General features: G+C 56.1%; 24 protein-coding genes and 1 pseudogene. 9 read left to right on the top strand and 16 right to left on the bottom strand.

The features are described 5' to 3' along the window. The 3 genes and pseudogenes from NQZ67_RS14795 to NQZ67_RS14785 form a co-directional block, all read left to right on the top strand. Nucleotides 1-557: pseudogene (locus NQZ67_RS14795) on the top strand (hypothetical protein); the annotation flags it as partial. A 145-nt stretch (nucleotides 558-702) separates the two neighbouring features. Then, nucleotides 703-1,014 carry a DUF1806 family protein gene (locus NQZ67_RS14790; RefSeq protein ID WP_257447122.1) on the top strand — a complete coding sequence of 104 codons (312 nt, stop codon included), beginning with the start codon at nucleotides 703-705 and terminating at the stop codon, nucleotides 1,012-1,014. Then, nucleotides 1,011-1,721, top strand: a complete 711-nt coding sequence (locus tag NQZ67_RS14785) for a PIG-L family deacetylase (RefSeq protein WP_257447121.1) — start codon at nucleotides 1,011-1,013, stop codon at nucleotides 1,719-1,721. The genes NQZ67_RS14790 and NQZ67_RS14785 overlap by 4 nt, the downstream gene beginning before the upstream one ends. Before the next feature lie 8 nt (nucleotides 1,722-1,729). Here the strand turns inward: NQZ67_RS14785 and NQZ67_RS14780 are convergent, their stop codons facing one another. From NQZ67_RS14780 to NQZ67_RS14770, 3 genes are all read right to left on the bottom strand, one after another. Then, nucleotides 1,730-2,887, bottom strand: coding sequence for an acyl-CoA dehydrogenase family protein (locus tag NQZ67_RS14780; protein WP_257447118.1), 1,158 nt, complete (start codon nucleotides 2,885-2,887; stop codon nucleotides 1,730-1,732). Nucleotides 2,888-3,034: 147 nt separating this feature from the next. Then, nucleotides 3,035-3,364, bottom strand: coding sequence for a hypothetical protein (locus tag NQZ67_RS14775; protein WP_257447115.1), 330 nt, complete (start codon nucleotides 3,362-3,364; stop codon nucleotides 3,035-3,037). Further along, nucleotides 3,364-4,836: a hypothetical protein gene (locus NQZ67_RS14770; RefSeq protein WP_257447112.1), complete on the bottom strand. Its 1,473-nt coding sequence runs from the start codon at nucleotides 4,834-4,836 to the stop codon at nucleotides 3,364-3,366. The genes NQZ67_RS14775 and NQZ67_RS14770 overlap by 1 nt, the downstream gene beginning before the upstream one ends. A gap of 714 nt (nucleotides 4,837-5,550) precedes the next feature. Between NQZ67_RS14770 and NQZ67_RS14765 the strand changes: the two genes are divergently transcribed. The 3 genes from NQZ67_RS14765 (at nucleotide 5,551) to NQZ67_RS14755 (ending at nucleotide 11,353) form a co-directional block, all read left to right on the top strand. Continuing rightward, entirely contained in the window at nucleotides 5,551-6,357 is an 807-nt protein-coding gene (locus NQZ67_RS14765) for a hypothetical protein (RefSeq protein ID WP_257447109.1), read from the top strand. 330 nt (nucleotides 6,358-6,687) lie between these two features. Beyond that, a complete protein-coding gene (locus NQZ67_RS14760) occupies nucleotides 6,688-10,590 on the top strand; it encodes an endo-1,4-beta-xylanase (RefSeq protein ID WP_257447106.1) in 3,903 nt (1,300 codons plus the stop codon). Between the two features lie 241 nt (nucleotides 10,591-10,831). Continuing rightward, nucleotides 10,832-11,353 carry a DinB family protein gene (locus NQZ67_RS14755; RefSeq protein ID WP_257447102.1) on the top strand — a complete coding sequence of 174 codons (522 nt, stop codon included), beginning with the start codon at nucleotides 10,832-10,834 and terminating at the stop codon, nucleotides 11,351-11,353. A gap of 8 nt (nucleotides 11,354-11,361) precedes the next feature. On the opposite strand, the gene NQZ67_RS14750 is transcribed toward NQZ67_RS14755, so the two are convergent. Then, nucleotides 11,362-11,550 (bottom strand): hypothetical protein, encoded by a 189-nt coding sequence (locus tag NQZ67_RS14750; RefSeq protein WP_257447098.1) that lies wholly within the window; start codon nucleotides 11,548-11,550, stop codon nucleotides 11,362-11,364. Between the two features lie 215 nt (nucleotides 11,551-11,765). Between NQZ67_RS14750 and NQZ67_RS14745 the strand changes: the two genes are divergently transcribed. Beyond that, nucleotides 11,766-12,170 carry a GNAT family N-acetyltransferase gene (locus NQZ67_RS14745; RefSeq protein ID WP_257447095.1) on the top strand — a complete coding sequence of 135 codons (405 nt, stop codon included), beginning with the start codon at nucleotides 11,766-11,768 and terminating at the stop codon, nucleotides 12,168-12,170. A 73-nt stretch (nucleotides 12,171-12,243) separates the two neighbouring features. Continuing rightward, complete coding sequence (locus NQZ67_RS14740; protein WP_257447093.1) at nucleotides 12,244-12,687, top strand: acetyltransferase; 444 nt, start codon at nucleotides 12,244-12,246, stop codon at nucleotides 12,685-12,687. Nucleotides 12,688-12,735: 48 nt separating this feature from the next. Here the strand turns inward: NQZ67_RS14740 and NQZ67_RS14735 are convergent, their stop codons facing one another. From NQZ67_RS14735 to NQZ67_RS14695, 9 genes are all read right to left on the bottom strand, one after another. Then, complete coding sequence (locus NQZ67_RS14735; protein ID WP_257447091.1) at nucleotides 12,736-13,752, bottom strand: S66 family peptidase; 1,017 nt, start codon at nucleotides 13,750-13,752, stop codon at nucleotides 12,736-12,738. A gap of 63 nt (nucleotides 13,753-13,815) precedes the next feature. Further along, on the bottom strand, nucleotides 13,816-14,721 hold the full coding sequence (locus NQZ67_RS14730; RefSeq protein WP_257447089.1) for an NAD(P)/FAD-dependent oxidoreductase: 906 nt from the start codon (nucleotides 14,719-14,721) through the stop codon (nucleotides 13,816-13,818). Nucleotides 14,722-15,218: 497 nt separating this feature from the next. Beyond that, a complete protein-coding gene (locus NQZ67_RS14725) occupies nucleotides 15,219-16,175 on the bottom strand; it encodes a nucleoside hydrolase (RefSeq protein ID WP_257447085.1) in 957 nt (318 codons plus the stop codon). A 3-nt stretch (nucleotides 16,176-16,178) separates the two neighbouring features. After that, a complete protein-coding gene (gene rbsK, locus NQZ67_RS14720) occupies nucleotides 16,179-17,120 on the bottom strand; it encodes a ribokinase (RefSeq protein ID WP_257447082.1) in 942 nt (313 codons plus the stop codon). Next, a complete protein-coding gene (locus NQZ67_RS14715; RefSeq protein WP_257447079.1) occupies nucleotides 17,117-18,037 on the bottom strand; it encodes a nucleoside hydrolase in 921 nt (306 codons plus the stop codon). Before NQZ67_RS14715 ends, rbsK begins: the two co-directional genes overlap by 4 nt. A 12-nt stretch (nucleotides 18,038-18,049) precedes the next feature. Then, complete coding sequence (locus NQZ67_RS14710) at nucleotides 18,050-18,973, bottom strand: ABC transporter permease (protein ID WP_257447074.1); 924 nt, start codon at nucleotides 18,971-18,973, stop codon at nucleotides 18,050-18,052. After that, nucleotides 18,966-20,009 carry an ABC transporter permease gene (locus NQZ67_RS14705; RefSeq protein ID WP_257447071.1) on the bottom strand — a complete coding sequence of 348 codons (1,044 nt, stop codon included), beginning with the start codon at nucleotides 20,007-20,009 and terminating at the stop codon, nucleotides 18,966-18,968. Before NQZ67_RS14705 ends, NQZ67_RS14710 begins: the two co-directional genes overlap by 8 nt. Beyond that, nucleotides 19,993-21,552, bottom strand: coding sequence for an ABC transporter ATP-binding protein (locus NQZ67_RS14700; RefSeq protein WP_257447068.1), 1,560 nt, complete (start codon nucleotides 21,550-21,552; stop codon nucleotides 19,993-19,995). The genes NQZ67_RS14705 and NQZ67_RS14700 overlap by 17 nt, the downstream gene beginning before the upstream one ends. Nucleotides 21,553-21,652: 100 nt before the next feature. Then, nucleotides 21,653-22,792: a BMP family ABC transporter substrate-binding protein gene (locus tag NQZ67_RS14695; RefSeq protein WP_257447066.1), complete on the bottom strand. Its 1,140-nt coding sequence runs from the start codon at nucleotides 22,790-22,792 to the stop codon at nucleotides 21,653-21,655. Nucleotides 22,793-22,985: 193 nt separating this feature from the next. On the opposite strand from NQZ67_RS14695, the gene NQZ67_RS14690 reads away from it, so the two are divergent. After that, the gene (locus NQZ67_RS14690; protein WP_257447063.1) at nucleotides 22,986-23,738 is read left to right on the top strand and encodes a helix-turn-helix transcriptional regulator; all 753 of its coding nucleotides are present in this window, start codon (nucleotides 22,986-22,988) and stop codon (nucleotides 23,736-23,738) included. A gap of 83 nt (nucleotides 23,739-23,821) precedes the next feature. Here the strand turns inward: NQZ67_RS14690 and NQZ67_RS14685 are convergent, their stop codons facing one another. Genes NQZ67_RS14685 through NQZ67_RS14675 form a run of 3 tightly spaced genes read right to left on the bottom strand, consistent with a single transcriptional unit; the run spans nucleotide 23,822 to nucleotide 26,034 of the window. Continuing rightward, complete coding sequence (locus tag NQZ67_RS14685) at nucleotides 23,822-24,433, bottom strand: flavin reductase family protein (protein ID WP_257447060.1); 612 nt, start codon at nucleotides 24,431-24,433, stop codon at nucleotides 23,822-23,824. 6 nt (nucleotides 24,434-24,439) lie between these two features. Continuing rightward, the gene (locus NQZ67_RS14680; protein ID WP_257447456.1) at nucleotides 24,440-25,054 is read right to left on the bottom strand and encodes an alpha/beta hydrolase; all 615 of its coding nucleotides are present in this window, start codon (nucleotides 25,052-25,054) and stop codon (nucleotides 24,440-24,442) included. An 11-nt stretch (nucleotides 25,055-25,065) separates the two neighbouring features. Continuing rightward, nucleotides 25,066-26,034 (bottom strand): VOC family protein, encoded by a 969-nt coding sequence (locus NQZ67_RS14675; protein ID WP_257447057.1) that lies wholly within the window; start codon nucleotides 26,032-26,034, stop codon nucleotides 25,066-25,068. Nucleotides 26,035-26,135 lie beyond the last annotated feature (101 nt).

Below are 26,135 nucleotides of genomic sequence, written 5' to 3'. Positions count from 1 at the left end.
CCGGAGCGGACGGCGCAACTGGACCGCCGGGGCCAACGGGCGCTCCCGGGAGCGGCGTAGGAGGATTTGTTGAAACCGTAAAAATAGGCGATATTAATGAAAATATTCCCTTTAATGCGGGAGCCGGCAATAACCAAGCCATCGGGGCTCTTATTTTCAACGGACCGGAAACCGTCATCTCGAATCTGTCGGTTTATATTACGCAGGACGGGGGTGCCGTGACGGGAGCGTTCCAGCTGGCCGTACTGCTGCCTCTTACTACGGATACGTCGCAGGTCATTGGCGTGACGGCCGTGGTCGACTCTATCGCCGACGGGTTAATGACGTTCCGGCTCATATCGCCTGTAACGTTGGCGGCTGCCTCCATTTATCACTTCGCCGTATATAATACAATCAACGGATCCGAAATCGGAGGGAGATTAACTGGATTAGGCACGACCATCGACGCGCCGCCCATCAATTTCAGATCGCAGAATCTAAGCGGGTTTACCATTGGCGATATTATCAATACAAGTGACGAAAGTTTGCAATTATCTCCATGGATTGCAGGTTTCTAAGTTCCGATTCTCCCCTGAGCTTCTAAGTTTTCTGGAAGCTCAGGGGGTTTGTTTTTGTTTAGCTTATTGTCTGATTGTCGTCTGTGACAGGCCGCCGCTCTGTGATAAGATGAAGAAAAATGCTTTTGGAAGGAGCTCCGCCTTCATGATTCCTATCGATAAAATAAGTGCCGAACGCGCTCTGCAAGCGTTCGTCGGCTCCGATGCCTACATCCATAGCGAAGCCACTTCCTTCACGTTCGTCCGCAACTTTAAAGTAAACGTGACGCATGCCTTTCTGGCCGGAGACGGTCCCTACCGCGCCGCGCTGCGGTTCGACGGTCATGGCTGGCTGCGGACGGAAGCTCTTACTCATTATGAGCAGGATGGGAACGGCCGGCTGCTGCTCGCCGGCTTCGATGACAGAGGCCGCATGAATGTGGCATTCCATCTCGGAAAGGAGCCGTTTCCCGAATGAACACGCCAGACAAAACCAAGCAACGGAAGCTTCTCGCGGTATTCGCTCATCCCGATGATGAAACCTTTATTTGCGGAGGGACTCTTGCGAAATACGGAAGCGCGGGCGTCGAGATGACGCTGGTGAGCGCTACCCGGGGAGAAATGGGCAGACGGATGGGCAACCCGCCTTATCTGAACAGGGAGACGATGCCGGCCGCCCGGGAGCAAGAGCTGCGGCAGGCATGCGAGATCCTCGGCATCTCGCGGCTGCAGTTCTTCGACATTCGCGACAAAACGGTCGAGTTCCACGACGCCGCCGAACTCGAGGCCCGGATCGGCGCCATAATCGACGAGCTCCAGCCCGACGTTGTGCTCACGTTCCACGAGACGCTGGGCGGCCATCCCGACCATTGCGCGATCGGCAAAGCGACGAAGGCCGCTTACATGCGAAGCGGCCTCGAAGGCGGACTCTATTATATCTCGTTCGGCAGCACGATGGCCAAGCCCGAGCGTTCCGGATACACTCGCCAGGACATCGTCAAAATCGACGTAAGCAAGCATAAGCGAACGAAGCTTGACGCTTTCCGCGCGCACCGCTGCCAGACGGAAATCGACGAGTGGGTTTGGCTGCCCGACCATGAGGCGATGTCCTACTTCGGCGATTATGAATATTTTATCGTTGGCGACGGAAGGGCTCCGAGAAGAAGCCCGGTTGATTTGTTTTAGCTTAGGGATTAGACCAGATCCTCCAAAGCCGTCGTCGCGAGATTTTGGATGACCGTGCTGTCCATCGGCGGGTTGTGAAGACCCGCCCGGACGTCGCGGTAATACCGCTCGAGCGGGCAGCTGCGGGACAGGCTCGCACCTCCTACAATGCGCATCGCTTTGTCCACGATTCGAATAGCATGGTTCGTGACGGTGTATTTGGCAAGTCCAAGCTCGGGTCTAAGCCCTGGCCGATTCTCAGACTCCCGGTCCCAGCGGTCGGCAGCGGCGTACAGCATCGTTCTGGCAATCCGCAGCTCGGCCTCCATCTCGCCGATCGTCTGCTGGACGGCCGGCAAGGACGAGATGGGCTTATCGAGGTAGTTCGGCTGGTACGTTCGGGCATAATGCAGCGCGTAATCCCGGGCAGCCAAAGCGATGCCCATGTAGCAAGCGGGAATATGCAGCAGCCAGCCGCCTCCGTCGTCGATGCCTTTCCCCTCAATCCTGTCGCCGTCCGCGACAAATGCCTCTTCCAGCACGACGTCGTGGCTGCCGGTGGCGCGCATGCCAATCGTATCCCACGTCTCCACAAGCCGCACCCGCTCCGACTGGCGGACCAGAAATTCGCTTGCCGCGCCTTCTTCCGGGATATAGGCCGTCACAACGAACCGGTCCAGTATCGGGGACAGCGTGCTGAACGTTTTGCGACCCGTCAGCTTCCAGCCCCCGTCCGTCCGTACCGCAACCGTCTCCGGCCTGCCGCCTCGGCTCGGACTGCCCGTCGCCGCTTCGCTCGCGAACGTGTTGATCATCGTGCCGTCCCGTACGACCGATTCGCATAATTCGGCGAACAAGGGGCGCTGCCACTTCCCCGTCGCTCCGAAATGGAACACCTGTCCCAAATGCCAGCCTACCGCAAGCGCCGTAGCGCCATCACCATAAGCGAGCCTCTCCTGGAACTGGACAAGCTCATACAGGGAAATGGCCTCGCCCCCGAACTCGGCCGGAACGGTCAGCTTCAAGCAGCCCGCTTCCTTCAGGTCGGCGAAATTTTCGAAGGGGAAGGAGCCCTCGCGGTCATGACGTTCCGCCCTCTGCGCGAATCGCGCTGCGAGCTCCTCCGCTATTTTCACCCGTTCACGTTCCGTATCATTACGAACGAACTGATCGATATACCGCGTCATCGAGCCTCACTCTCCTTACCAATCCGACTATTATGTAAGTATTAAGCAGACCACGAAATGGATCCGTGAAAACCAAACGATCTGTCTCGAGGACTTTCTTAGAACCTCCATAATGTCTTCCTCCATGAGGGATAAATATATAGAAGCCTAACCTATAAATACTACTGCCCCTTCTCTCCGAAAAGCATTAGGAAGCTCTGCCTCAAGTAATTCTATTCTTTCAATTATTTTTATTATTCTTTCATCGGAAAGGTTTATTTGTGCCCATTCCTTTATTTGAGATAGCTCTTTCATCACGAACGGTAAGTCTTCTTTCTCCATATCTAATCCTACAGAAAACACATTAACCCATTTTAAGTCCAGTTCTCTGATAGCAGGAATCCAACATTCTTCGAAAAAAGCCTCCGACGCTACAGGAAGGTAGAATTTTTTTTCAAACTCATTTTCCGAGTTGAGTATCATAGCTGCAATAGACATTAATTTTTCCCTCCAAATATTACTTCAAATGTGTGGTCAGGAAATTCTTTTCTTAGTTGATTCAGGCTGTTCTCGACAGCCTGCCTAAGTTCAGGCGTATCTCCATCTAATCTAAAGACGAACTTACGAATATTTTGAATTTGGTTTAGCGAGGGTACATCCTGCGAACCATTTTTCGTCGGTCTAGTCGCAACGGCCTCTTTCAGGTTTTGTATTCTTTTTCTGGTCTTTTCTAGTATTTGCTTATCAGCAAACTGTTGAGGAGTTTGGGCAGGTAAACCTGTTTTAGGATTGACTATGTTTAGGCCTTTTGCTGTTTTATCCTCATAAAAAACACCGTTCTTCAAATCAATTTCGTCTAACTCGCCGATTGGTCTTCCATTCTTATCTACAATTTCAACTTCTTTTATCGGCTTGGCAGTACCCAACCCCCTAGGTACCCCAGGCTTCGCAGGAGGAACAGGCTTAACCGAATTCAGCCCGTTCGTGCCCGAGTTCCTGCCCCGGAAGCCTCCCCCGGCGACAAAGCCCAGATTCGGATTGCCTCGTCCGCGCAGGGCCCATAAACTTAGCAGGGACGCCGCTACCGCGATCGCCGCGTCCAATTCAGCTTGCTGCAACGCCAGCAGCTGGCGGAATTCCGAAGCCGCGAGCTCGGCCTCTCTATCATTCGGTCCCGTCAATCTAGCATACCAAATTTCGAAGTCCTCTTCATCGCTGTCCTCGAACACCTTCAAATACCATCTGCGAACATCTTTTTCCGTATCTTCGCTTATTCCTTCGTTCCGGTGCTCAAGGATATAATCCAGCGTAAAATCGACCTCGGTACGGGGTTTCCACTCCTCTGGCACCGGCCGTTGCGGCGGGTGAGCGATATAGATGGCCATCTCCGCAAACGCGTAGCGCGCCTTCGAATCCGTATTCATCTCAACTTTATTCGTTTGCGTCAGACGGCCGAACCATTGTTCGAAGTCTTTATGCTCTGCATACTTGTATACGTCATCGTACAATTCCCGAAAATACTCTTTCATCTCCGCAAACTCAGGATCTCCCTCGCGCAGCTTCATCGTTTCTTGCATGAGGAATTCAATCTCCCGGTTGCGCGGATATATAGGCTGAAGCACTTCCTCCAGCTTGGCTTCATCCATCTTCAATCCCGCAAGCTCGTCCTCAAGCGGGTTATAGTCATCCTCCGAGAAGGGATCGCTGCCGTTATACAAAAACCGCAGATCCGCATCCGAGCCGCTATACGCCTCCGAAATGCCCAATTGCCGCAGCTTCGCCCGCGCTTCCTCCGCCCTTTCATGCTGCTCATCCATGTAGTCCGTAAACCCGTATGCCGCGTAGATGTCCCCGGCTTGCTGGCTTTTGGCGATAACGATTAGGGCATTATTGGTCTCGGCCAATACCTCCCTGGCCTCTGCCTGCTCGACTTCCGTTCCATTCTTCAGCCGATCCAGCCATTCGGCCACTTTCGGTTCGTCTCCGATTTTGGATACGTTGGCGATTAGTAATCGGTCGAATACTTCCCTTAGGAACTCTCTGACATTTTGAATGCGGAACCGCGGCTGCTCGTCACTCTCTACGGCCACCTCTTTCGGCTGCGCGGCCTGCCACGCGCTATTCGCGATCAGGGTCAGCCTGGGAAGGCTTCTTCGTACAACTGACGGTAAAACAAACCGAGGACGAGCTGCCAGCTTCACACGGTTCGCCGCCTCTTGTTCTATCTCTCTATATTCCCGCGATACTTCGAGCAGCGCGCGGGATTGCTGATCCATCTGTTCCAGGATGGCATTCATTTGCTGCCGAATTTGCTCTAAGCAGGCTCCAATTCTATGGGCGGTAGGCCGTGACCGCAATTCGGGATAGGCCGCGTAGACTTGCTCGACCAGCTGCTTAGCCTGATTCGATCTCCCGTATACTGCTCCCTCCAGCCGATTGCGCTTCTGCTTCAACTGCTGGGACAAGCTTTCGATGCGATCGGGATTCGAGTGTAGGTTCATCTTTCGAAGCCCTCCATTCTCCTCACTAAACATACACAAACTGGGTATTCTCCTCAATTATGCTATCCCTTGATTTACCACGCGTCAATGATTAACATTCGACATGATTGCTTGCGCAAGGAGGTTCGCATCGGCTGTTACTAAGCGCTACAATAGATAAAAAACAATCGGAGGACGCCACCCATGAACTCGTCGCGCATCGCGGCTTATAGCGAAATGATTGCCCGGCTTCCCGAGCCTCCATGGAGGAGAGAGGATCTGCTTATTCCAGAGCTGCTGCTGGAAACAGAGCCGAAGCACAGACTTCAGCTGTACTACGCTCCTTACGATGATGTTAAACCGGCAGCTCAGGTGATGATCGTCGGCATTACGCCGGGCTTCACCCAAATGTCGCTGTCGCTCCAGCAGGCGAAGCTGGACCTCGCGGCAGGCGTTCCCCTTGATCGGATTGACCGCAGGGCCAAGCTCGTAGCCAGCTTCGCCGGCTCGATGCGGACGCATCTGCTCTCGATGCTGGACGAGCTCGGCCTTCCCGCTCTGCTTGGCATCAAGGATAGCAGCGAGCTGTTCGGTGAAAGGAGCGAGCTGCTCCACACCACGTCCGTCATTCGTTATCCTCTATTCCGAGATGGGGACAACTACACGGGACATCAGCCCAAGATGCTCGCGTCGGAGCTGATCCGCCGCTATGCGCTTGTTGACTTTGCCGAGCAACTGGCCGCCGTGCCGGACGCGATCGTCATTCCGCTGGGCAAGTCCGTTTCGGATGTGCTGAGGGCTATTGCCGAGGGAGCGGATCCGGTGAACAGCGGAGGGCATCGCCTCGACTCGGCAGCCGTTCAATCAAGCAGCAGCCTCTTGGAACGCTGCCTCCTCGACTTCCCCCACCCGTCAGGGGCGAACGGCCACCGCAAGAAGCAGTTCGAAGCGTTGAAAGACGAGCACCGCCAGAAGCTTGAGCGGTGGTTTGGCGCGAGGCGTCTCATCTGACGCCTCTGCAAGCGTGATTTTCACTGCTGCAGCATTCGCTGGTCGGCAGCTCCACGCTGCAAGCGTGATTTTCACTGTTGCAGCGGGTGCCGGTTGGCAGTTCGACGCTACAAGCGTGATTCCACTGCTACAGCGAACGCCGGACTTTCTCCACCCTCGCGAAACCGACTTTCTTGCCTTCCGCCCACTTTCGACAAAAAACAAGTATAATTTTTACAGCAACACCTAAGTTCTCTTGGGTAGTTGACCCTCCCCCGCTTGTATTACGATGTAAGTGCTTTCATTTTTATGATAGCGCTTTACAAAATTGTATAGGGGGAATGTATCTACATGAATCGGAAGATGAGGCCCATCCTCTCGCTTCTGCTCGCGATCGCCCTGCTCCTTCCTTCCGGCTGGCTTGCTCCGGCGGCGGAAGCGGCGGATCCGGCAGGAACGGACACCGTAGTGATTTATCACGAGGACTTTGCAGACGGCAAAGGACTTGCCGCGCAGTCAGGCGGCGCAACACTGACTCCGGTCACCGGTAAAACGTTTGAAGGCAACGAAGATGGAGCTGCCCTGCATGTTACAAATCGTTTGAATACATGGGACGCAGCCGACTTCAAATTCGCCGATATCGGTCTCTTGAACGGCCAAACTTATACGGTAACCGTCAAAGGTTTTGTTGATGCAGGTGTCGATGTCCCTGCCGGCGCGCAAGCCTTTCTCCAAACCGTCGACAGCTATAAGTGGTATGACGGCGAGAATTTCGCTGCGGGCTCCGCTTTTACGCTGACCGCGGATGTCACGGTCGACACGAGCAAGGATTTGGCCATTCGCGTGCAATCCAACGATTCCGGGAAAACGGTTCCGTTCTATATCGGGGATATTATGATTACGCAGCCAGCCCCCGAAGAAGGCGACCTCGATCAGACTGGCATCAACGCCGATTTCGAGGACGGCATCGGAGCTTGGGCCATCCGCAGCAATAGTGGAGACGAAAGCTCCTCGCTTACAGATGAGGATAATCATACAGCGAACGGGACAAACAGCCTGAAGTCGACAGTCTCGACGCAATACAACGGTCCGATCCTGGACGTTATGGGCAAGATGCATCGCGGCCATAAGTACCGCTTGTCCGCCTGGGTCAAGATGGCTTCCGGTGAGCCGAACACGTCCCTGCGCATCAGCGTACAGAGCGGAGATAGCACCTTCGCGAACGTATCCGCGAATGGATCGGCAACCGACGACGAATGGCTGGAGCTAACGGGTGACTTCACCTTGACGTCCACCCCGACCGTGTTGAAGGCCTACGTAGAGACGGCTCAAGAGCCCGCAGACGCCGTCACCTTCTACATGGATGACTTCAAAATCACCCATCTCGGCGCCGTAGCGGCTCCAAAGCCGATTCAAAATTTAACGCCGATCAAAACTGTTTACAAAGACGACTTCCTGATCGGCGCCGCGGTTGGCGATGCGGAGTTTGACGGGAAACGTCTGGAGCTTCTGACAAAGCACCACAACGTCGTAACGGCGGAGAACGCCATGAAGCCGGATTACGCCTACAACGCGGAGAGACAATTCGACTTCACCGCGGAGGATGCCCTCGTAGCCAAAATCAAGGAGCAAGGACTCTTGCTGCACGGCCACGTGCTCGTCTGGCATCAGCAGATGCCGCTTTGGCTTAGCACGGGGGCGGATGACAAACCGCTGAGCAGAGAGACGGCGCTTGCCAATTTGCGCAATCACATCACGACGGTTATGAAGCACTTTAAAGGCGACGTCATCTCATGGGATGTCGTCAATGAAGCAATGAACGATAATCCGCCGAATCCGACCAACTGGAAAGCGTCGCTGCGCAACTCGCCATGGAAAGCGGCCATCGGTGACGATTACGTCGAGCAATCCTTCTTGATCGCAAGAGAGGTACTGGACGACCCGACTAACGCGAGCTGGGCTTCCGGCATCAAGCTCTACTACAACGACTATAACGACGACAACAAGAACAAAGCGACAGCCATCGCGAACATGGTCGAGGAGCTCAACAACAAGTACGCCGCAGCCCACAACGGGAAAAAGCTCATCGACGGCATCGGCATGCAAGCACACTACAATCTGAGCACGAAGCTTGATAACGTGAAAGCCTCTTTAGAACGGTTCATCGAGTTAGGCGTTGAAGTCAGCGTTACGGAAATCGATATTACGGCTGGCTCCGACTCCACAATGACGGAGAAAGAAGCCAAAGCTCAAGGCTACCTGTACGCGCAGCTCATGAACCTTTACAAAGAGTACGCGGACCATATTGCGCGCGTCACGTTCTGGGGCCTTAATGACGCAACGAGCTGGAGAGCTTCCCAGAATCCGCTTCTGTTCGACGCGGACCTGCAAGCGAAGCCCGCCTACTACGGCGTCATTGACCCGGTCAAGTTTATGACGGAGAATCCGCCGGTAACTACCGTCGCCAATCAGTCCACCGCGAAATACGGCACGCCTGTCGTCGACGGAACCATCGACGCGATCTGGAGCGAGACGGCTTCGATGCCGATCAACAAATTCCAAATGGCTTGGCAAGGAGCAAGCGGAACCGCAAAAGCGCTATGGGATGAAGACAATCTGTATGTTCTATTCCAGGTGAACAACGCCGAACTGGACAAAACGAGCGCGAACGCTTGGGAGCAGGACTCCGTTGAGGTGTTCCTGGATCAGAACAATGGGAAAACGGCGTCTTATCAAGCAGATGACGGACAGTACCGAGTCAACTATGATAACGAAACCTCCTTCAACCCGCCTAGCATTGAAGAGGGCTTCCAATCGGCAACCAAGCTCTCGGGAAGCAACTATACGGTCGAGTTGAAAATCCCGCTTACGGCCATAACGCCGGCCAAAGACGTGAAGCTCGGCTTCGACGTGCAAATCAATGACGGCAAAGCCGGCGCCCGCCAAAGCGCCGCAAGCTGGAATGACACGACCGGTCAAGGTTATCAAGATACATCCGTATACGGCGTGCTGACGCTTACGACGGAATCGAGCACGACTCCAACCTACCCGGTCATAACCGTCCCAGGCCCGCAAGGAAGCGTGGAGCAGTCCGAAGGCGGAGTCGTCATTAAGCCTGTCGTCAAGAACGACAATGGCCGCGTATCGGGCCAAATTTCGAGCGACAATCTGAAAAAGGCGCTCGAGCTGGCTGCCTCCTCCACGGAAGGCAATAAACAAATCGTTGTCGAAGTGCCGAAGCAAGCAGGCGCGAACGCGTACGAAGTGCAGCTGCCGGCTCAGAGCCTGAACGGCGAACAAAGCTTCGTGCTTCACATGCAGACCGAGCACGTGACGATCGCCATTCCAAGCAACATGCTGGCCAATGAAGAAGCGGGAAACGCGCCTGTCTCCGTGCGTGTAGCCAGAGCTTCGTCGGAAAGCATCGATGCTGCGACCCTCGAGAAGATCGGTGACCGCCCGGTACTCGATCTGAGCGTCAGCATCGGTGACAAAACGATTGAGTGGAACAACCCGGATGCGCCGGTCACCGTCTCGGTACCTTACGAGCCGACGGAAGACGAGCTCGCCAATCCGGACTCGATCGTGGTCTGGTACATCGCCGGCGACGGCGAAGTGATCTCGATTCCGAACGGGCGGTACGACGCCGCAAGCGGAACGGTTGTTTTCCGGACGACTCACTTCAGCACGTACGCGGTAGCATCTGTCGTCAAGAGCTTCGAGGATCTGGCTGGCGTGCCATGGGCACAGCAAGCGATCGACGCCATGGCGGCCCGCGACGTCATTAAGGGAACCTCCGAGGATACGTTCTCGCCAACCGACTCTATGAAACGAGCAGATTTCATTGCTCTCCTTGTTAGAGCGCTAGAGCTGCAAGGCGCAGGAGCAGACGGAGCCATGTTCAGCGATGTGAGCGAAACCGACTACTACTACCGCGAGCTTGCCATCGCTCAGGAGCTTGGAATCGCGAATGGCTTCGAGGACGGCACCTTCAGACCGGAGAGCGCGATCTCCCGCCAAGACATGATGGTGCTCGCCGCGAGAGCGCTTGAGGCAGCAGGTATGCTAATGGAAGATGGCGGAGATTTAAGCGCTTATTCCGATGCTGCCGTATTAGCCGATTATGCGGCCAACAGCGCCGCAAGCCTCGTCGGGTCGGGCATCGTGAACGGCAAGAACGGCAAGCTCGCGCCGAACGAGGCGTTGACTAGAGCCGAAGCAGCCGTCATTTTGTACCGGATCTGGCAGCTGTAAGAAGCCGATCACTGCCTGGCAACAATCAAGGAGCCGAGCCATTCAACCAATGGCTCGGCTCCTTTTTTTGTCTGCGGAAAATACAGTACTTGTCTGATGGCATTATTAATGGTATAAGTTTGCAATTTTACCTTAATGCGATAATATATTTGAGGAAGCGTTGCTCCTGGCGCTAAGCGGGGAAACTAGGAAACGCATGCACCTAGCATAGATGAAATATTGCATTGGGAGTGTGATACTCGTGCTTACAAATAGACCACACCAGAATGATTACAATATTTTTTTTGATAGATATGTAAAGCTTCTGGATAACGGAGACCTCATTGAAATTTATAACCAGCAAGAAAAAGCAGTAATCACGATGGTTGAAAGGTTATCTGATAGCGATGCAGACTATCGTTATGGGACAGAAAAGTGGAGTATTAAAGAAGTACTAGGTCACTTGTGTGATGCGGAAAGAATGTTTAACTACTGGATGTTCTGCATAGCAAGAAATGAGTCCAATCCAATTGCTTCGATTCATATCGGAAGATATGTTGAACAGGCTGATTTTGCAAAACGCCCCATATCTGAGGTACTTGAAGAATGGGCAAGCATTAGAAAGTCCAGCCTTACACTGTTAAAGAGTTTGCAACCCGAAGACTTTCAGAAAAAAGCTATGTTTCGAGATTATCCGACTACCGTGCTAGCCATAGCTTGTATTATACCCGGGCACGTTCAACATCACATTCATGTCTTACAAGAACGATATCATGTAAAGTAATCCCTCTTCTATTTACCGAAGTGTAAATTCAATCCCTTAAGCGAAGACAGCTTTACGACGGTCAATTTGCCTGCGATGATGCCGTAGGTACGGTGATTCGTTCGATCGGAATAGGAGTACACCCACATTTTTTTCGATTCGTCGAACCCCATGTACTTCATGAACTCCAGTCTTCTTCTTAGATCCTTTATCGTCATGGCTCTCCCCGTATTCTGCGTAGTGTTACTATATCATTCGGGCTAAGTCAGCGTTTTAGGGGGATATGCCGACAATATTTTTTTATCTAATGCCTATGTGCATTAACACAAGAAATTCTTTAATCACTCCATTATCGGAGTACCAATTAAACGGTAAAATGACGTAGTAAGCAATTGGCATTTAAAGTCATATTCCGATGAAGGCTGGTATGGAGATGAGCGTAAATTACGATTCGAGTCTTGAAGGGATTACGACAGAGTCGCTTCAAGAGTTATTTCTTTCGGTAGAGTGGGAGTCAGGGAAGTATCCCAACGAGCTGTTACAAGCAATTAAAGGCTCTCATTCGATTGTTGCGGCTTGGGACGGGGATAAATTGATCGGAATGATAAATGCTCTATCGGATGGTGTATTGACCGTATATTTTCACTATATGTTAGTCAATCCGAGCTATCAGGGAGAAGGAATCGGCAGAGAAATGATGAATAGGATGCTTGATCGATACAAGGGGTATAGAACAAAAGTGTTGATCTCTTATCCGAACGTGGTGGATTTTTATCAAAAATGCGGTTTTTCCGAAGAAGAAGGAGCCACGCCCCTGTTTATTTCGGAATTGGTATGATTCAACTGGCTGGCAACTCGAGCTCAGTGATAGACATTCGATTCTCCATCGAACTATAGGGAGGTTGAAAGTGATGCACAAAATTGCCCCTTATCAGGATAACGATCATGATAAGCTAATCGAAATTTGGTACCAGGCTGTTTGTCGTACACACGCCTTTTTGACGAGCGAAGATATTGAATTTTATCGTCAAATGCTCCAGAACGGAGCGTTGAAAGAGCTTGAAATTTGGGTGGAAATGCACGGAAATAATGAACCGGCTGGATTTATTGGACTTAACGGAACAAAAATTGAGATGCTATTCGTTGATCCGGACTATCATGGCAAAGGTATCGGCAGGCGACTGATAGAACACGCCAAAAAGATCAAAGGGAGCAAGCTCCAAGTTGATGTGAATGAGCAAAATGATGGAGCATACAACTTCTACAAACGAATTGGTTTTGTACAAGTGGGACGGTCGGAGCTAGACGGCTCAGGACGACCTTTTCCTTTGTTGCATCTAGCATTAAAAGGTTAAACCTCTCGATTCAACAAAAACAGCAGCCGACAGCCGACTGCCGTTTTCCTAGGTGTTGAACGTCTGAACAATCGTCCCGCTCCCGCCTCCCGCTTCAACCTCCGCATGCGCTCCGTTCACGAACGTGATCTGCGGAGGGACATGCCCGCAGTCGATATCGTAGACGATCGGGAGCCCCAGCTCCTCCGACAGCTCGCGGTATGCGTCTTCCTCCGTGTAGTCTTCGACCGCCCGGTTGGCCCCGCTTCTGCCGAACAGAATGCCCGCGCAATGCTCGAACCAGCCTGCCAGCCTCATCTGGACGAGCGACCGGCGCAGATCGGTCGAGGATAACTCGCAATTCTCGAAATACCAGATAATCGGCTCATTATGGATCATCTGCTTCTGAAACAGCCGAACATCGCCGTACAGCGTGCCGATTAAATGCCGGATAATATCGATGCATCCGCCCAGCAGACGGCCTTTGATGAGAACCGGGTCGCAAGGCAACGTCTTCCATTCGGTTGGCTCCGTCAGATGGAAGACGCACGGCGACGGGTTTGCGTGATCCCATTCCTTCTGGTAGCGCACGGAGGAGCGTTGCAGCACCGATTCCCCCGTCTTGGTGGACAAAACGGCGCGCCACATAGCGGTCGTCGGATCCGAGTGCTCGCCCCTCAGATCAATGAGGTTCGTGCCGTGAGCCGTAGCGATCCCCGTCCTCAACGTAATGGCCAATAACAGCGCGCTCGTATCCGAATAACCCAGCACCCACTTGCTCTTCATGCCGTCCCAATCCATGAACTCCAGCATTTCGATCAGCAGCTCTCCGCCCCACGGAGGGAGGATGAGTCCAATGCCGTCGTCGCTCATCATGGCATTCAACTCGGCGGCGCGCACCCGCGCGGGAGCCGATTTCGCTTTCCGCTGGATCCACGGCGTCTCGCCGCAGAAGACGCGAAAGCCCTCCCGCTCCATGCGGGCGCAAGACTGACGCAGCAATTCGTGCAAGTCCTTCGGCACGCCGGACGACGGCGCCGTTACGCCAATCGCCGTACCTTCTTCCAATAACGGATACCGGATCATCGAACCACCCCCGTAAATTTCCATTATCATACGGGAAGTTGGCTTCCGAAGCAATACCTTCCCCTAAGCAAAATCCTCGCGCGCCAAATCCGAATTCATGCCGATCGCCGCCCGGCTCCCTTCCCCCGCCGCGATGACCGCTTGCGCGGGCGCGATCACGGAGGCGTCTCCCGCGGCGTACACGCCGTACACGCTCGTGCGGCCAAGAGCGTCCGTCTCGATGCCGCCCGATTCGTTCATTCGGCAGCCTAGCAGCTCCCCGAGCGGCGAAGCATGCCGCCAGTAAGGCGAGACGAAGCCGCCGGTCCGCTTCGAGGAGCCGCCATTCTCGAACGCGACCGCACGCAGCATCCCCTCGGAGCCTGCCAGCTCCTTGATGCGATCATGCGACACGGCTACTCCCTTGCGCTGCAGCAGCTGAAGCTCCTCTCCGGTTAGCGCCCGCATGGAGCCGTTCGTGCAGACGAGAAGGTTGCGGCTCCACTGGTACGCAAGCCTTGTCAACGAAAAAGCGTTGCTGCCTTCGGCAATAACGACAAGCGGCTGATCTCGAAGCTCCCAGCCGTCGCAATACGGACAATTGAACAGGCTTCTCCCGTAATACTGCCGAATGCCGTGAATGTCCGGCAGCGTCTCGCTTAGTCCCGTCGCCAGCAGCAGCTTGCGGCATTCATACAAGCTCCCGTCGCCAGCCTGCAGGCGGAAGCCGCCAAGGATGGGCATAACACCCGTAATCCGTTTGGCTATCGTCCGGACGGTCGGGTATTTTTTGATATCCTGCCTGGCCAGGCTTCGCAGCTCCTCCGGCTTCGCGCCGTCCCGCGTCATGAATCCATGCGTATGCTTCGTCACCGCGTTGCGCGGTTGATTATCATCGAACAAAGCGACCTGCCTTCTTGCCCTGCCGAGTACGAGCGCCGCATTCAGACCCGCCGGTCCTCCTCCGATAATGGCGCATTCCATTCGCATTCCCTACTCCACCCTCCAAGCCCCCGCGCTCTCGCGAGACGAGGAAATGACCATCATATTATGTATATCGATGGATAGGGCGCGGCATGCAACAGATCCCGCTATCCGTGATGAATGACACGCTCGATTCCGGATAAGGGACAAAGTAGTGGCCGCTTCCACCTCCAGTCTCTTGGTCAACGTGGGCGGGATCTCCACTACGGCTGGACAATCGACGGCTAGCCTTCTCCTCGATTGCGGAAATGTCCGAAAAATAGCTTGCCTCGATCATGGAGATCACGGATTCCGTCGTGCAATTGACGGGTACGGCGGACGAGCCGAAAATGATGCCGACGAGGTTCAACGTGCAGGAAACGCCGGCTGCAGGCGTACAATGAAACAGCGGCTGCCTTGGATATCCAGGACAGCCGCTGTTATTTTGTGTGAACGAGGATCCCGTTTCTCAGGCTGGCCGAACCAGCGTGAACCGTTCGCCCAGTTGGATCGGGTCTTAAGAGTTAACTCACGAACGGGCTCAGCAGCCGGTCGACCGCCAACCCCTCGTCCACGTCTGTGCAGACGCGAATATTGGAACCGGCAAGCGGATGCCTTCGCAAGTCGGCCGCCGTCATGCCCGCGCACAATTCGCTGTCGCAGACAACCGACACCTTCATCAGTCGGGTCGTCACGAGCGACGGATCCTCCGCCACCAGGACGGTAAGCGGATCGTGGATAGGCGCCGAGTCGATGAAGGCGTTGCTGGACCGGTAGAATTCGAAATAATAGCGGTGGGACTCGCGGATGAAATCGACGATCGCCCCGTTCCCGTCATGCCGCAATCGGTCCAGCCTGTCCAGATGGCTGCCCGTCAGCAGCGTCTTCATCGTGACGTCGAGGCCGACCATCGTAACCGGCAAGCCGGACGAGAAGACGACATCCGCCGCTTCGGGGTCGCCCCAGATGTTGGCTTCCGAAACCGGCGTGACGTTGCCGGGAACGCCGACCGCCCCGCCCATCACGTATACCTGTTTGATCCGTTCGCATAGCCCGGGATCCTTCAGCACCGCTTGCGCCACATTCGTCAGGCGGCCTAGCGTGACGATGATTAGCTCGCCGGCAAGCTCCTTCGACTTGCGAAGGATGAAATCGTCAGCACGCTCCTCGAGAGGACGCTGATCCGATGCGGGGATGTCCGCATCGCCAATGCCGTTCCTTCCATGGACATGCGTGGCGAATTCAGGCATACCCCGCTTCAGCGGCTTCTCCGCCCCGATGGCAACCGGCACTTCGTATGGCGCTCCCGCGAGCTTAATGATCCGCAGCGTATTGTCGGTTGCCTGTTCGACGCCGATGTTGCCGAACACGGTTGTCACGCCCTCCACCCGGATGCCCGGCGATTTCAGCGCGTAGAGGATCGCGAGCGCGTCGTCTATTCCCGTATCCGCGTCAATGATCATGTTCCGAACCTGCTTCATTCCTTAGCCCCCCTTCCCCTGAAAATAGGCGGCAACCTCCGCCATCGTCGGCATGCCGTCCTGCGCGCCGAACTTCGTGACGGCGAGTGCCGATACTTGCGCGGCGAACGCTGCCGCTTCCGATATTCCGCGTCCTTCGCATAACCCGTAAGCGAGACCCGCGTTGAAGGCGTCCCCCGCGCCGGTCGTATCCGCCACCTTCATGCGGTGAGCCGGCTGCCGCGCAAGCGAGCCGCCGGCTTTGACCTTCCACGCGGCGCCTTCCGCGCCAAGCGTCGTCACGACGAAGTCCGGGCCTAACGCAAGCAGCGCGTCCATTGCCTCCTCCAGCGCGCGTCCATCTCCGTCCGTGCCCGGGTCGACGCCGGTCAGCACCGCCAGCTCGGTCAGATTAGGCGTCATGTAATGAACGCGGCGCAGCAAGCTGTCCGGCAGCTTCCTCGCAGGCGCCGGATTCAGAATGACCAGCTTGCCGTGCTTCTCGGCCAGCTCGGCGGCATATTCTACCGTCTCCAGCGGTACCTCCAGCTGCAGCAGCACGGCGTCGGCCGCTTCGATCGCCGCCTCGGCCCGCTTTATATCCGCTGCGCGAAGCTCCGCGTTGGCGCCCGAGACGATGACGATGCTGTTGTCCTCGGGCGTGAGCGTAATGCTCGCCGTACCCGTCGGCGCCTGCTCTGCCATCTTCACGTACTCGTTGTTCACGCCGCTGTCGGCCAAGGACGCGAGCAGCGTCCGGCCGAAGCTGTCGAAGCCGATCGCGCCGACCATCGAGACGTCGGCTCCGAGACGGGCAAGCGCTACAGCCTGGTTCGCCCCTTTGCCGCCGGGAACGAAGTGGATTTCGTCACCTTGAATGGTCTCGCCCGCGGCGGGAAACTTCGACGCCTTCACGACGATATCCATGTTCAAGCTGCCGATCACCGCGATATTCGGCCGTTTCATAGCGCGCTCCCCACTCTCCCGCCGATCAACCGGTCCATTAAGAGCCCGACAGCTCTCGCATGGTCGACGCCCAGACAGACGTCCACGGTTCCGGAAGGGTCCAGCGTGGCGATCGTCTGGCCTGTCTGCGGCCGGTGATCGTATTCCACGCGGATATTCATCTTCTCCGTCCGAACCAGCGTGCGATCGAGCAGCAGCGCAATGGTTAGCGGATCGTGCATGTACGAAATTTCTTCCTTCGCGAACTCGAACCACTTCCCGATCATGCGGGCCAGCGCCATATTGAGTGGGTCGCCGGTATCCAGCAGCCTGCGCCGCTCCTCCTCCGTAATCGTCACCTTCAGCGTGACGTCCAGTCCGACCATGACGATCGGCGCGCCGCTGTTGAACACAAGCGATGCCGCTTCCGGATCGCAGACGATATTGTGCTCGACGACCCGCATATGCATGCCGTTATCGCCAAGGCGGGTCACCCCGCCCATGATCACGATCTCTTTCACATTCTGCGCAATGCGGGGCTCGCGAATCAAGCATGCCGCGATATTGGTCAGCGGCCCAATGGCGACCAGCGTAATTTCGCCTGGCTGGCCCATTACTGTTTCAATGATGAAATCGACCGCATGCCGATCCTCGTACGCAAGCTTGTCGTCTTCGGTCAGAAGCCCGTCGCCCTCGTGTCCCGCCATCCAAATCTCGCGGTTGCCGAGCAGCGTCCGATTCAAGCCCGCGTAGACGCGAACGTCATCCCTCTTGCCGTATTGCGCCATTTTCCGCGCCATCTTGGCCCTCAGATCCACGTTGCCGTACACGGTCGTGACGCCTTCGATCTGTATCTCGGGCGAGCGCATGGCGAGCGCCAATGCCATGGCATCATCCACGTCGCTCCCGATATCCGTATCCAAAATGATTCGCACCATATGTCATTCTCCTTAGCCGTTTTTCTTCTTCCGGCGTCTCGTCTCCGCAATGGCGTACACGAGCAGGCCGACGACCGTCGCCGCATACGGGAAGGTCCCGATGAGCTCGGCCGGAATTTTCAAGATTTGCAGCGCGTTCGACATCGCGTTCGTCGCGCCGAATATAAGCGAGGCGACGAACGTGCCTACCGTGCTGCCGCCGCCCAGCGCTTCCGCGGCGATCGCGATCCAGCCGCGTCCGGCGGTCATGTCCCTCGTGAAGAGGGAGAGATAGCCCATCGACATGAACGCTCCGCCCAGGGAAGCGAAGAAGCCGCTCAGCAGCAAAGCGATCGTCTGAATTCTCGTCACGCTGATGCCCACCGATTGAGCTGCTTGCGGGTTCTCTCCGACCGAGCGGATCTGCAGGCCCAGCGGCGTCCTCTTGAGCAGATAGTAGACGCCCGCGACGGCCAGCAGGGATAGATAGGTCAGGACGTTATGGCCCGACAGGATCGGACCCAGCACCGGAATATCCTGCAGCAGCGGGATGTGCACGTTCGGCAGCACTTTGCTTTGCAGCGAAGTCGAGGTGCCCTTGTCCCCGCTGATCAGGTAGAGGATGAAGACGGTGCCGCCCGAAGCGAACATGTTGATGGCGATGCCGCCCAGAATGATATGCGTCTTGATCTTCAGCGTGAAATAAGCCAACACGGCCGAAATCGCGATCCCCGACGCCATCGCCCCGAGCAAGCCGATCCAGGCGCTGCCCGTGTACGCGCTGACGATGACGCCCGCCAAGGCGCCCGTCAGCATCGTGCCCTCCATGCCGATATTGATGATGCCGGCCTTGTTCGAGATTAATGCGCCCAGCGCCGCGAACAGTATCGGCGTCGTGACGCGCAGCACGGAGAAGGCAAAGTCGGTCGAGAAGATGACGCCCCAGAAGTTATCCAAGTTTCTCCGCCTCCTTCAGCAGCTTTCGGTTTTTCCACATCTTCAGGAACTGCTCAGCGGAGATGAGCAGGATAATGACCGCCTGGATAATCGAGACCAGCTCCGCCGGCACGTCGGACAGAATGGACATCTGATCGGCGCCGATCCGGATATAGGCGAGGAACAGCGCCGCGCCAATGACCGATAGCGGATTGTTTTTGGCCAGCAGCGCTACGAGGGCACCATCGAGGCCGTAGCCGGGCAGATCCGTCCATTGGAACCTCGTGTACATGCCGAGCACCTCGACCGAGCCGCCCATGCCCGCCAGCAGACCGGCGATCAGATGGACCGTGACGATGACCCGTCCCGTCTTGATGCCTGAGAATTCGGCGAACGAGCGGTTCGAGCCCGTCATCCGCAACTCGTAGCCCCAGCGGGTATGGTACATGAAATAGTGCGTCGCCAGAATGCAAAGCAGCACCAGGATGAGCCCAGCATGGATGCGGGTACCGGGAATGAGCTTTGCGAGCAACGCGGTCTCCTGGAATTTATACGATACGTTGGCGAACGCCGCGGCATCCCGCAGATGATAGTTCAGGAAGTAGAGCCCGACGCCTGCCAGGATGCTGTTGAACATCAGCGACGTCACGAGCACGTCCGCGTTCCACTTCGCTTTCATGATGCCGGGGATGGCCGACAGCAGCGCGCCGACGACCGCGCCCGCGAGAATCGCGGCGGCCGGATGGAGGAACCCGTTCATGCTGCCGTAAATGGCGATGACGGCCGCGACGAGTCCCGATATATAGAACAGCCCTTCGGCCCCGAGATTGAACATGCCGCTTCGGAACAGGAGCACGACGGACAGTCCCGTGAACATAAGCGGAATCGCCATCTCGACGACGTTGCCCAGCTGGGCGGCCGAGGAGAGGGGCCCCGTCAGGAAGATGCCGATTGTGCCTAGTGGATCTTCGCTGACGAAGGCAATGATGATAAAGGCGATAACGAGAGCTATCGCAACCGATATAAGCGTCCGGATCGCATCAAAGTACTTCAGCATCGGAATGTCCGCCCCTCCTTTCCTGCTTCTTCAGGCCCAGCATGTACAGCCCGAGTTCCTCTTCCGTGACCTCGGACGGCTTGTCGAATTCGGCCACCAGCTCCCCGTCGTACATGACGTACAAGGTATCGCTAAGCTCCAGGATTTCGTTGAGGTCGGCCGAGATGAGCAGAATCGCGCAATTGCGGCTCCGCATCTCGAGCAGCTTCTTATGCACGAGCTGGGCCGCCCCGATATCGACGCCGCGCGTCGGCTGTTCCGCGATAAGCAGGAGCGGTTCGGTCGAGCACTCCCGCGCGACGATGACCTTCTGCATATTGCCTCCGGACAGCATGCCGATCGGCTGGGCAGGCCCCGAGCAGCGCACCTTGAACTCCTCGATCAGCGACTCGGCCAGCTTCACGATCTGCTTGCCCTTCAGGAACAGTCCTTTGTTCCAAGCGCTCTCCCGGTAACGCGTGGAGATGATGTTGTCCGAGATGCTCTCTTCCTTGGCCGCTCCTTGGCTCATCCGGTCCTCGGGCACGTAGGAAACGCCAAGACCCCGGATTTCCCGCATATCGGCTTGTCCAATGTCCGAGCCGTTCACCATCGCCTTGCCCGAGCGGCTTCCTTCGAGACCGCCGGTCAACGCCTTGACGAGCTCCGCCTGGCCGTTGCCTTCGACGCCCGCGATGCCGACGATTTCGCCCGCCTTCACGGAGAGGCCGATGTTGTTCAGCGCCTTGTTGCCCAGCGCGTTCACGTAAGTCAATCCTTCCACCTTCAGCACCGGCGGACCGAAGAACACCTCATCCTTCTCGTACTTCAGCACGACGTCGCGGCCGACCATCAGCCGGGATATTTCCTGTTCGGTAATATCCGCCATATCGAACACGCCGGCCGTCGTGCCGGCGCGCATGATCGTAATGCGGTCGCAGATCGCCTTCACTTCCTTAAGCTTGTGCGAGATGAACACGATCGTATGGCCTTCCCGCTTCAGCGTCAGCAGCTGCTTGAACAGCTCCTCCGTCTCCTGCGGCGTGAGCACGGCCGTCGGTTCGTCGAGGATGAGAATTCGGGCGCCTCGTAGGAGCGCTTTCAAAATTTCCACCTTTTGCTTCATCCCGACGGACAAGCTCTCGACCTTCGCCTTCGGATCGACGGCCAGCTGATATTTGTCGGACAGCTCTTTGGTCATCCGGACCGCCTCGTCGACGTGAATGCTCAGACCCTTCTTCGGCTCCATTCCTAGCACCATGTTCTCCGCCACCGTGAAGGAGGGAACGAGCATGAAATGCTGATGGACCATGCCGATTCCCTTGCTTATGGCGTCCTGCGGGGTTTGGAACCGGACGCGCTCGCCCTTTAGCCATATTTCGCCGTCGCTGGGCTCCTCCATGCCGAACAAAATTTTCATCAGCGTGGATTTACCCGCCCCGTTCTCTCCCGCTACGGCGTGAATTTCCCCTTCCCTTAGCGAGAAGTCCACGTTCCGGTTGGCCGCGACGCCGTTCGGATAGACCTTGATAATGTTGCGCATCTCCAGCAAATGCGGCTGCATGTCGAACCTCTCTCCTTCCCGGGTCCTGATAGAATGAAGGGAATTCTCCGTTGCCGAAGAACTCCCTTGGTTGTCGTCTTATCGTTATGATTAGGCTCGCTTACGGCTTGACCGCGTTCCGGATCTGCTCGATCTCGGCAGTCTCCATGCCGATCGCGTTGCTGACCTCGAATTCTCCCGCGATCAGCTTCTTCTCGATCTCGATCAATTGCGCTTTCACGTCCTCGCTCACGGCGGCTTCGAATATATCGTTCCGCACGATGCCGACGCCGTCTTCCTTCAGACCGACGACTTCCAGCTTGCCCATCTCCAGCGTGCCCGTATGGATGCCGCGCACCGCCAGCAGGATGGCCTTGTCGATCTTCTTCACCGCGGAGGTGATGATCAGGTTCGCCTTCTCGGCGTCCGTGTCCTTCAGCATGGCCGCCTGGTCGGAGTCGACGCCTACCGCGTATTGTCCCTTCTCCTTGGCCGCGTCGAACACGCCGAGTCCCGTGCCGCCCGCCACGTTGAAGATCACGTCCACGCCGGAGTTATATTGCAGCAGCGACAGCTCTTTGCCTTTGCCCGGGTCCGCGAAATCGCCCGCGTAGGATACGGCGACCTTGATATCCGGCACCGCGTATTGCGCGCCTTCGATATAGCCGACCAGGAACTGGTTAATTCCCGGAATGTCCATGCCGCCCAAGAAACCGATCTTCTTGTCCGCGTTGGCATGCGGCATGTCCGACACGCTGGTCAATGCCGCGGCCGCTCCCGCCAGGAAGGAAACTTCGTTCGTCGCGTAAGAGATCGCGTACACGTTGGAAGCCGTCTCCGGGATGTCCGTATCGTAGTTGATGAACTTTTTGTCCGGATGCTGCTCGGCCGTCGCGTTCAGCAGCTCCGTAATTTGCGAGCCGCCGGAGATGATGACGTCCCAGTCTTGGGCCGCCACGGAATTGAACGTCGGCTCCCACTTGCTCGTATCGGTGCCCATCTCGATCACTTTGGTCTCGGCCTGCAGAGCGTCCTTAACCTGAGTAAGCCCGCTGTTCGCCGCGTCGAAGAAGGACTTGTCCCCCAACGTGCCCGGAATGAGCAGCACGACCTTCAGTTGATCGGAATTCGAGCCGGAAGCGCCGTTCGCATCCGTCCCGTTCTCGCCCGCGTTTGCGTTCGACCCGTTATTGGTCCCGCCGCCGCATGCCGACAAGAGCATAACCGCCGCCAGCATGATGGCAAATAAACTGCGTTTCATCGTTTTTTCCCCCTATAAAAGATCTGATCATTGAAAACGCTTAATCCTTTGCAAAAAATCACTTCATGGCAGGAAAGTTTATGATTTGCATCCTTCCATGTTATGATTGTAGCAAACGATGCCTTTACATTTTATCTAAATTCGACCTAGTTTCTTATATGATTTGGCTAATTTACAAGGAAGGAATTGGGCTATGAACAAGCTGGATTTTCTGTTCTTCTCGAAGCGCCGGGAGAACCATTACATTCCTCCGCACTTTCACGAGTGCTATGAGCTAGTCTATTATTACGGTACCGGGAAGACGAAAATCGGAAAGGAATCCGTGTCGTTCAAGCCGAACACCTTCGCTTTGGTGACGCCCTACACGGAGCATGACGAGCTTCACGCGGCCGCTTCCGACGTCCTGTTCGTCGGCTTCTACAGCGACAAGGAAGGCTTGGCGAATTTGTCCGGTCTATACGAGGATAATGAGGAACGTATGATCGAGAACATTCTGCTAAGGATGAAAGAAGAATTCGTGCGGCAGCGGGAAGACTTCTCGGATATGCTCAATCTGATGGTCGGCGAGTTATCCATACTACTTCAGCGCCTTATTGGCGCGAAGAAAGCGCCTAAGCAGCAGACCGACCGCATTCAATATGTACTTAACTATATGGATGAGCATTTTCGCCAAAAAATATCCATACAAGCTCTGGCCGATCTTGCCGGATACAGCTATGGCCGGTTCCGCCACCTGTTCAAAGAAAAGTACGGCGTCGCGCCGCTTCAGTATTTGTATATCAAACGCATGAGCTACGCCCAATCATCCCTGCTCCTCCATCCGGATAAGCTGGTCACGGAAATCGCGCTCGACGCGGGCTTCGTGAACGACGCCCAGTTCTGCAGCATGTTCAAGCGCGAAACCGGCATGACCCCGAAGGGATACAGACAGTCCAAACTGGGTTGAAGTTCGCGGTGATGAGCAAAAGAAAAACAGCACGCGGCGCCAAAGAAATGGCATGCCGGGTGCTGCTGTTTTTGTTCCGCCGGTTACACCGGCCTCACGAGAGTAAATCGTTCGCCCAGCTTGGCATAGTCATTGCCGGCGAGGCGGCTGACGGGAAGCAGCGCGTCCGGGTTGATACGCCCCCGCTCGTAGAGCGCATCGTCCACATGGAAGCGGACGACCCGGCCGATCAGCAGGTCGCAGGACGGCGTTCCATCCTGGCCGCCAAGCGGGATGCTCTGCTCCAGCACGCATTCCATTCGCACGCGGGCTTCCGCCACGCCAGGCACCGCAATCCGTTCGCTCGGCACGGGCGTTAATCCCGCCAGCTCCACTTCGCTAACGTCGGACGGAACCGGCGCGGCCGTCTCGTTGACCGCTTCAATATACCGTTCGTCCGCGATATGGACAACGAACTCGCCCCTGGCGGCGGCATGACGGGCGGTGTCCTTCGGCTCGCCGTTCTTCCTCTGGACAGACACCGATACCATCGGCGGATCCGCCGTCACGATGTTGAAGAAGCTGAAGGGCGCGGCGTTCAGCACGCCCTCCTCCGACAGCGTCGTCACGAACGCGATAGGTCTCGGAATAATGCTGCCAATCAGCAGCTTATAATTATCCTGCGCGCTCTGGCTTTCCGGATCGATGCTTGGCATGGCTGCTCACTCCTTCCCGAATTGCCGCTTGAACCAAACCGCCGCGGTCTCGGCTTCGCTGCCAGTCAGCTGATGCCCGAAGCGCTCCCAGTGCGTCGTGACGGCCGCTCCCGCTCCGCCGAGCAGCTGCTCCAGCTCTCGCGTTTCGCTCGGCGAGCAGATCGGGTCGTTTTCTCCCGCTCCGATGAAGACCGGCAGCCCGGCCATATCTGGCAGCGTTACGCCCCGCAGCGGCACCATCGGATGATGCAGCACGGCTCCGCGCAGCGCGTCCTCGAAGTGGAACAGCAGGCTGGCCGCGATGTTGGCGCCGTTCGAATACCCCACCGCCACGATATTCTTCCGGTCGAAGCCGTATTCTTCCGCGGCGCTGTCCAGGAAATCGCTCAGCTCCTTCGTGCGGAAGATCAGGTCCTCGATATCGAATACGCCCTCCGCCAGCCTGCGGAAAAACCTCGGCATCCCGTTCTCCCTCACGTTGCCCCGAACGCTAAGCACCGAAGAGGCGGGAGAGATCATCTCCGCGAGCGGGAGGAGGTCCCTCTCGGTTCCCCCCGTTCCGTGCAGCAGCAGCAGGACCGGCGCGCTCTCGTCCGAGCCTTTAACGAATAGATGGTTCATTGTCGATGTTGTCATTTCCATTCCCCCTCCAATACTCGAACTTCAAATGGCGTCAGCAGTTTTTCGATTTCGCCGCGGTGTTTCTCGTACCACTCCGGCAGCTTCAGCTCTTCGCCCAGATGCTCCGGCTCTTCGTCGCGGGCGAAGCCTGGAGGATCCGTCGCGATCTCGAACAGAATGCCGCCCTCTTCCCGGAAGTATAGCGCATTGAAGTATTGACGGTCTACGATCGGCGTTGGCTGGTAGCCGTTCTGCGCCACGTGCTCTCTCCAGAGCGCGTGCTCCGCGTCGTCTTTGGCGCGCCATGCGATATGATGCACCGTACCGTGTCCGCCGTGTCCGACAGCCATTGCGGTAGCGTTCACGTCGATGACATTGCCGAGGTCGCCGAAGGAGCGGTAGCGGACGAAGCCGACGTCCTCGCCGATTTTTGTCAGGCCCATTACGTTCTCCAGCAGTTTGCCCGTCGATTCCGGATTGATGCTGAAGAGTACGGCGCCGCCGAAGCCTTTGATCGCTTGGTCAGTCGTAATGCCGCCGAATGCCCATTCGCTGTTCGTTCCTTCCTCGCGCTCCACGATCTCGCTGCGGAGACCGTCCGGATCCGCGAACTGAAGGTAGCGTTCGCCGAAACGCTCCGTTTCTTGCACTTCAACGCCGAACCCCGCCAGGCGCTCTTTCCAGAAGTCGTAAGAACCTACCGGAACAACATATGTCGTAATACCGACCTGACCGCCGCCGATGCGTCCTTTGCGAGAGTTTTCCCAAGGGAAGAAGGTGATGATGGTGCCCGGGCTGCCCGCTTGGTCGCCGAAGTATAGATGATACACTTCAGGAGCGTCGAAGTTAACGGTTTTTTTCACGAGACGAAGTCCCAGAATGCCTGCGTAGAAATCCGATGTGACCTGCGGGTGCCGAACGAATGCCGTAATGTGGTGAATACCTGCCGTTTGTTGAACTGCTTGGTTTTGAGTTGTCATAATGAATCTCTCCCTTTGTTTACTAATTTTTAAGTTTCTTAAATTTAAGATATATGATCTGCGAAAGCAGTCCCCTTGGTGCATTCGCCTGAGATGCTTTA

This window comes from Paenibacillus soyae, from assembly GCF_024623455.1.
Lineage (GTDB): Bacteria > Bacillota > Bacilli > Paenibacillales > Paenibacillaceae > Pristimantibacillus > Pristimantibacillus soyae.
The sequence above is the reverse complement of the archived record's forward strand: the minus strand, read 5'-3'. Positions and strand labels throughout refer to the sequence as shown.